We start from the raw sequence: 455 nt of genomic DNA, 5'->3' as shown, positions 1-455 counted from the left end.
ATCGGAAAAGCGTATGCGATTTTCTGACCTAATCCTGCTGGGTGGCTTGGCGCTGGCGTCGTCGCTCGCGTCGGCGATCGACCACGGCCGCATCGGGCCGACGTATCCGATCAAGGAGCCCGACATGCTCGAATGGATCGAGAAGCGTGTCGCCGCCAAGGTGGCCAGCGGCGAGGCCTTGCGCTACCAGCAGCAGCAGACCGAAAAGATCGAGCGCAAGCTCCTGAACCCGGCACCGCTGCAGTCCGTGACGAAGGCGACGAAGGGCAGGACCGCCTACTACGATCCGACCTTTGTGGTCGACGAGAACGTGGCCGACGACCGTGGCCGCATCCTCGTCGCTGCGGGCACGACCATCAATCCTCTCGACCGTGTCGGCCTGTCGCGCCCCTTGATCTTCTTCGATGCCCGGGACACCTCGCAGGTGGCATTTGCAAAGCGCTTCCTTGCCTCCC

1 protein-coding gene is annotated in these 455 nt (G+C 63.7%); it reads left to right on the top strand.

Annotated elements, in window-relative coordinates; genetic code table 11:
- Positions 1-13: 13 nt before the first annotated feature.
- Positions 14-455: type-F conjugative transfer system protein TraW (locus F2P45_RS34535; protein ID WP_166882696.1), on the top strand; the 442-nt coding region annotated here is incomplete at its 3' end.

Origin of the sequence: Massilia mucilaginosa, assembly GCF_011682145.1 — a bacterium.
GTDB classification, from domain to species: Bacteria; Pseudomonadota; Gammaproteobacteria; order Burkholderiales; family Burkholderiaceae_D; genus Telluria_A; species Telluria_A mucilaginosa.
Note: the sequence above shows the minus strand (reverse complement) of the source record. Positions and strands in the feature narration are given on the sequence as shown.